6 protein-coding genes and 1 pseudogene are annotated in these 6,711 nt (G+C 61.4%); 1 reads left to right on the top strand and 6 read right to left on the bottom strand.

Translation table 11 applies throughout. The features are described 5' to 3' along the window. A pseudogene (locus EOA85_RS23485) lies at positions 1-254 on the bottom strand (leucyl aminopeptidase family protein); the annotation flags it as partial. 122 nt (positions 255-376) lie between these two features. On the opposite strand from EOA85_RS23485, the gene EOA85_RS23480 reads away from it, so the two are divergent. Then, a complete protein-coding gene (locus EOA85_RS23480) occupies positions 377-1,198 on the top strand; it encodes a tetratricopeptide repeat protein (RefSeq protein ID WP_127211355.1) in 822 nt (273 codons plus the stop codon). A 113-nt stretch (positions 1,199-1,311) separates the two neighbouring features. Here the strand turns inward: EOA85_RS23480 and EOA85_RS23475 are convergent, their stop codons facing one another. The 5 genes from EOA85_RS23475 to EOA85_RS23455 all read right to left on the bottom strand — a co-directional run. Then, the gene (locus tag EOA85_RS23475; protein WP_065005866.1) at positions 1,312-2,328 is read right to left on the bottom strand and encodes a type II secretion system F family protein; all 1,017 of its coding nucleotides are present in this window, start codon (positions 2,326-2,328) and stop codon (positions 1,312-1,314) included. 12 nt (positions 2,329-2,340) lie between these two features. After that, entirely contained in the window at positions 2,341-3,354 is a 1,014-nt protein-coding gene (locus EOA85_RS23470; RefSeq protein ID WP_127211354.1) for a type II secretion system F family protein, read from the bottom strand. Positions 3,355-3,383: 29 nt separating this feature from the next. Then, complete coding sequence (locus tag EOA85_RS23465; RefSeq protein ID WP_127211353.1) at positions 3,384-4,892, bottom strand: CpaF family protein; 1,509 nt, start codon at positions 4,890-4,892, stop codon at positions 3,384-3,386. Positions 4,893-4,921: 29 nt separating this feature from the next. Next, positions 4,922-6,211, bottom strand: a complete 1,290-nt coding sequence (locus tag EOA85_RS23460; RefSeq protein WP_127211352.1) for a CpaE family protein — start codon at positions 6,209-6,211, stop codon at positions 4,922-4,924. Between the two features lie 28 nt (positions 6,212-6,239). Then, a partial coding sequence (locus EOA85_RS23455) for a CpaD family pilus assembly lipoprotein (protein WP_164759825.1) occupies positions 6,240-6,711 on the bottom strand: 472 nt, incomplete at its 5' end.

Raw genomic sequence — 6,711 nt, 5'->3', positions numbered from 1 at the left:
CCTTCGGGCAAGGCTCTCGCCAGCCCGCCGATGGCGAGCGCGCCTTCGCCATCGCCCGTGCCGAACAGTGCTCCGGCAAGCGCGCCGTTTTCGCCGGGTATGAGCAGCGTCCTGCCGGCCTCACCGGAAAAGCCGTTGGCCTTGGCCCAGGCGAGCGTGGACGAGGCAAAATCCGCTGCATCCAGCCTATCCTTCGCCACCAGGTGAACCGGCAGCGCGGTCTTCAGTTTTCTCCCGATGAGTTCGACTGGCATTCGATGGTCTCCGGCTTCCGAGTCGGCGCTTTTTAACTGTCCGTTAGGGTTAACAGAATATTTCTGCGGGAGGGAAGATGGCCACGGAACGGCCACGTTTACGAATGGAGGCCCTGGTGCAGATGCCGACCAACCGCATGACGAACGCCACGGGGAAGCGGCTGATAACTACGGCGTTCATAATGGCGCTCGCTGCAAGCGTTGCAGGCTGCGGGACCAGCAAGCTGACGACCGGCTCGATCGGACGCACCAGCGGAAAGCCACTGGAAACCATGTCGGCCGGCGAGTTGCACAAGGCGACGATCGCGCTCGGTCAGTCCTACGCCAAGAACCCCAACGACAAGCGGATCGCGACGAATTATGCCGCGGCGCTGCAAATGGATGGCGACGTCGACCAATCGCTCGCGGTGATGCGCAAACTGGCGATCGCCCTGCCGAAGGACCGCGACGTGCTCGCCGCCTATGGCAAGGCACTGGCCGCCAACGGGCAGTTCGAGCCGGCGCTCGACGCGGTGCGCCGCGCGCAGACACCGGAATATCCCGACTGGAAGCTGGTATCGGCGGAAGCCGCGATTCTCGACCAGCTTGGCCAGAGAGATGAGGCGCGCCAGAATTACCGCAAGGCGCTTGACCTCAAGCCGAACGAACCTTCAATCCTTTCAAATCTCGGCATGTCCTATGTGCTGGAAGGTGATCTGCGCACTGCCGAAACCTATATGCGCTCGGCCGCCCAGCAGCCGAACGCCGACAGCCGCGTCCGCCAGAACCTGGCGTTGGTCGTCGGCCTGCAGGGCCGCTTCGACGAAGCCGAGAAGATCGCCTCCCAGGAGCTTTCGGCCGAACAGGCGCAGGCGAACGTGACTTACCTTCGCCAGATGCTCGCCCAGCAGAACGCCTGGAGCCAGCTCAAGGACCAAGACAAGGCAAAGCCTGCCACCAATTGACCACGCTGGCTTTGCTCAAACCTGCCAGTTCCCTCAGCTCATCGACATGCTTGAAATACAAAGCCGCGTTGCATCAGCACCGCGGCTTTCGCAGGTGTTGTCGCCTGGCGAGGCTATTGGCTGCTCGACGTCGGCTGGTCGCCGAAGATGCCGCGCTGGCTCACCTGGATGCCGGCGGGGCCTAGAATGATGGCAAACAGCACGGGCAGGAAGAACAGTATCATCGGCACAGTGAGCTTCGGCGGCAAAGCCGCGGCTTTCTTCTCGGCGGCGTTCATGCGCATGTCGCGGCTTTCGCCGGCAAGCACGCGCAGCGCATGCGCCACCGGCGTGCCGTAGCGCTCGGCCTGCACCAGCGCCTGTGACACCGACTTGACCGACTCCAGGCCGGTGCGGCTTGCAAGGTTTTCGTAAGCCTGCTTGCGTTCCTGCAAGTAGGAAAGCTCGGCATTGGTCAGGATGAACTCTTCGGCAAGTGCCACCGATTGCGCGCCGATCTCGTCCGCGACCTTACGAAACGCCGCCTCCACGGACATGCCGGATTCGACGCAGATCAGCATCAGATCGAGTGCGTCCGGCCACGCCATCTGGATCGACTGCTTGCGTTTGGTGGCGCGGTTGTTGACATAGAGCACCGGCGCGTAAAAACCCGCATAGGCGACGACGATACAGACGAACAATTTGATGAGAGGCGGCTGCTCCGGCAACCCCCCGAGCACGAACAGATACATCGCGGCCAGCGCAAAGCCGACAAAGGGCAGGACCAGACGGAAGAAAAGAAACCGCGTCAGCGGATTCTGCCCGCGAAAGCCCGCCACCTTGAGTTTCTGCAAGGTGCCTTCATCGGCCAGGGCGCGCCTCAGGTCCAACCGGTCGACAATGTTGCGCATGCCGATCGACTGTTCCTCGCGGAGGCCCTTGCGGCGGCGATCGGCCTCGATCGCAAGCCGCGCACGCTGCTTGGCGCGCAATTCGTCGCGCTCCAGCGCCACGGATTTCATGCGCGCCTTGAGCTGGTTTCCGCCAAAGGCAGGCAGCAGCGTAAAGACGGTCGCAAACACGGCGATGCCAACCAGCAAGGCAATCAGAAATGCCGGATCGGTAAGGGTTTTGACGACGTTCTCAGTCATGCGCTCGAAATCCTAAACTTCGAAGTTCATCATCTTGCGCATCACCAGGATGCCGATCCCCATCCAGACCGCCGAGCAGCCGAGGATCAGATTGCCGACGTTGGTGGTAAACAGAGGCATGATGTAGTTCGGGCTTGTCAGGTAGACGAGAAAGGCGACGACGAAAGGCAACGCGCCGATGATCACGGCGGACGCCTTCGCTTCCATGGACAGCGCCTGGACCTTGGCCTTCATTTTCTTGCGGTCGCGAAGCACGCGCGAAAGATTGCCCAGCGCCTCGGAAAGATTGCCGCCGGCCTGGGACTGGATCTGGATGACGATGCCGAAAAAGCTCGCTTCCGTGCACGGCATCGTCTCAGCCATGCGCATGCTGGCGTCGGGGATCGACAGGCCCATCTGCTGCGAATCGACGATGCGGCGGAACTCGGTCTTGACCGGTTCAGGGGATTCGTTGGCGATCAGGCGGACGGCGTCGTTTAGCGGCAGGCCGGATTTGACCGCACGCACGATGATGTCGAGCGCGTTCGGAAATTCGTTGAGGAATGCCTTGACCCGGCGGGCGCGGCAAAACGAGACGAACCAGCGTGGCAGGCCGAGAGCACCGACCAGCAGCGCACCCGGCAAGACAAACAACGGCGCGCCGATGAAATAGGCAAGAAACGTCAGGGCGACGCCACAAACCGCCGAGTAGAGATAGAAGCGCTCAAGTGAGAACTTCATGCCCGCCTGACGGATCTGAGCCTTCAGTGGCGGCTTTTTGACGATGCTCTGGTTGGTTTTTTGCTTCTGTTCGAGATCCTTCAGCGAATCCTGGACCGATTTTCGCCGCTTGGCCGCTTCCGCCATGCGATCGCGCGAGGCCTTGACGACGGCACCATCCGTCTCGGCGGTCTTGATCGTTTCAAGCCGCCTGCCGACTTGCTTCTCGGTGCTGATCCGATTGAACAGAAAAGCATAGGCGACCGCGCCGGCGCTGAAGCCGGCGAGCACGATGAATGCCAATACGGTGCCGTCAATTCCGAACATCGATTCCGGCCCCTACGCTTCCAGACACATCAGTCAGCGCGTTTCTCCATCGCCTCGAGCGCATTGGCGAGGCGCTGTTCCTCGCCATAATAGCGGGCGCGCTCCCAGAAGTGCGGGCGACCAATACCTGTCGACACGTGCTCACCCAGCAGCCTGCCGTTCGCGTCTTCGCCCTTTATGTTGTAGAGGACGATGTCCTGCGTGATGATGACGTCGCCCTCCATTCCAATCACCTCGGTGATGTGGGTGATGCGACGTGATCCGTCGCGCAGGCGTGCAGCCTGGATGATCACGTCCACCGAACCAACCACGATCTCACGCACGGTTTTCTGCGGCAGCGTGTAGCCGCCCATAGCGATCATCGATTCGATACGGTTCAGGCATTCGCGCGGACTGTTCGAGTGGATCGTGCCCATCGAGCCGTCATGGCCGGTGTTCATCGCCTGCAGAAGATCGAACACTTCAGGTCCGCGCACTTCGCCGACGATGATGCGCTCGGGCCGCATGCGCAGGCAGTTCTTGACCAGGTCGCGCATCGTCACCTCGCCCTCGCCCTCGAGGTTGGGCGGGCGGGTTTCCAGACGCACGACATGCGGCTGCTGCAGTTGCAGCTCGGCCGAGTCCTCGCAGGTGATGACGCGCTCCTCGCGGTCGATATAGTTGGTCAGGCAGTTGAGCAGCGTCGTCTTGCCCGAGCCGGTGCCGCCTGAAATGACGATGTTGCAGCGGACGCGGCCGATAATCTTGAGAATCTCGGCGCCGTGCGGCGAAATGGCGCCGAACTTGACCAGCTGATCGAGCGTCAGCTTGTCCTTCTTGAACTTGCGGATGGTGAGCGCTGTGCCGTCGATGGCGAGCGGCGGCGCGATGACGTTGACGCGGGAACCATCGGGAAGACGCGCGTCGCAGATCGGGCTCGATTCATCGACGCGGCGGCCCACCTGGCTGACGATGCGCTGACAGATGTTGAGGAGCTGCTGGTTGTCGCGGAAACGAATGCCGGTCTGCTCGACCTTGCCGTTGACCTCGATGTAGACGTTCTTGGAACCGTTGACCATGATGTCGGCGATGTCGTCGCGAGCGAGCAATGGCTCCAGCGGCCCGTAACCCAGCACGTCATTACAGATGTCCTCGAGCAGTTCTTCCTGCTCGGCAATCGACATCGCGAAATTCTTGATCGCGATGATGTCGTTGACGATGTCGCGGATTTCCTCGCGTGCGCTTTCGGGATCGAGCTTGGCGAGCTGCGACAGGTCGATGGTGTCGATGAGAGCGGCAAATACCTGGCTCTTGGTGTCGTAGTAGGTTTCGCTCTTTTGGCGCTGAATCTTTTTCGGCTCCGGCGCCAATGGCGGCGCCTCGACCGCACGTCGCACGGGCGGCGGCGCGGCAGACGCGCCAAGCGACGGCGGCGGTGCGGGCTTGGCAAGAACCGCCGTTTCCGCAGGATTTGCCGCCGGCGCGGCAGGCGCAGGTGCCGGCTGACGGAATTCCGGGGTGAACCGGCTGCCGTCGTCGCTGCCTCTTTTACCAAACATGATCGATTACCAATTCCGCTCCGGAAGCATCACTTCTTGCTGCGCGAGAGCTTGCCAAGGAAATTGCCGAGGCCCGCTTTCTTTCTTGCCTTGATTTCGCTGCGCCCGGTCAGCACATGCGCAATCTCGTTGACCGTGCTGACAACCGGGTTCTTGGCATCCATTTCGCCGAGCATACGCCCGTTGTTGGCGGCGTTTCCGAACAGCAGCGGCTCGAAAGGAAGAACCGACATCGGCGACAGGCCGAGCGAGTCGGCGAAGTCGGATGACGCAATCTCCGGACGCTTTGGCACGCCGGCCTGATTGATGATCAGCTTCGGCGGTGGATCGTTCGGGCGAAGCCGCTTGAACATGTCGACCAGATTCTTGGTGTTGCGCAGATTGGCCAGCTCCGGCGTCGCCGTGATCACGATCTCGTCGGCCTTGACCAGTATGTTTTTGGTCCATCCCGTCCAGACGTGCGGAACATCGAGCACCAGAAGCGGCACGCTGCGCTGCGCCGTGTCGATAAGCTGCGTGAAAGCGTCGGGATCGAAATCGTAGACCCGCTCGAGCGTTGAAGGCGCTGCAAGCAGCGACAGATGCTGGGCGCACTGGGCAAGCAGCCGATCAAGATAGACCTCATCGAGGCGCTCCGGTGAGAATACGGCTTCGGCAATGCCTTGCGCGGGATCCTGATCGAAATTGATGTTGGCCGTTCCGAAAGCCAGGTCGAGATCGGCGACAACCACTTCGGACTTGAACAGCGACGACATCGCCCAAGCCACATTGTGGGAAATAGTCGAGGAGCCGACGCCACCCTTGGCGCCGATGAAGGCGATCGAGCGGCCGATCGGCTCGGCTTCCGGATCAACGAAAATCGTCGATATCACGCTGACGATATCGGCCATCGACACCGGCGCGATGACATATTCGGAAATGCCGGAGCGGATGAGCTCGCGATAAAGCCCGACGTCATTGTAGTGGCCGATGACCACGACCTTCGAGGTCGGATCGCAATATTCGGAGAGCTGCGTGAGCTGCGCGAGCAATTGCGTCGGCTCGCTGCGCGATTCCAGCAGGATCAGGTTCGGTGTCGGCGCCGATTGGTAGAATTCGATGGCGGTGGCGATGCCGCCCATATGGACCTTCAGATGGGCCTTCGCCATGCGACGATCCTCGCCGGCGCGCTCGACCGGATTGGCAACGCCCTCGGTCTCGCAAAATGCCTGAATCGAGATGCGCGGAATCGGCCGCAACGCCTGCATGGCGGCGATGTCCTGCTGCGAGGTTTCGCCGCCAGCTACCGCTGTGTCGTAGGCAAGATTGCTCATTCTCATTTCTTTCCGTGACTGGCGCGGCTCAAGCTCAATACTCAACTTCCGAATTGCCGAAGAACTCTTCCGAAATGCCTCTCTGGCGGTAGACGTCGATCACCGCGCCGCGATTTTCCGCGTCGATATCGGATTGCTTGCGCGGTCCGAGCAGATCGGTCGGATTTACCATCTGGGCGGCAAGATTGTTCTGATACGAGCAGCCGAAATCGGCATAGTGCTTGTTTTCCGAGGTCTGCAGCAGGTCTTCGGGCCAGCGCCCGCAGCTGTCGGTCTGGGCCTTCACCGAGACATAGGCGACGCGGATCGGCGCCGACGCTTCGGCCGAAACCGACTGGTAGCTGGTCATGACGATCCGGTTCCGGCTGATGCCGCTGGCAATCGCAAGTCTGGCGAAATCGCGACCGGCCGCGGTCGCGGCGATCTCGTTGGCCGAACCGCTCGGGATCGAGATCGTCAGGGTCGGAGCGGCGCTCTTGTCGTAGCCATCCAGGAAGCCCAGAAGG

Origin of the sequence: Mesorhizobium sp. M5C.F.Ca.IN.020.29.1.1, assembly GCF_003997375.1 — a bacterium.
Lineage (GTDB): Bacteria > Pseudomonadota > Alphaproteobacteria > Rhizobiales > Rhizobiaceae > Mesorhizobium > Mesorhizobium wenxiniae.
The sequence above is the reverse complement of the archived record's forward strand: the minus strand, read 5'-3'. Positions and strand labels throughout refer to the sequence as shown.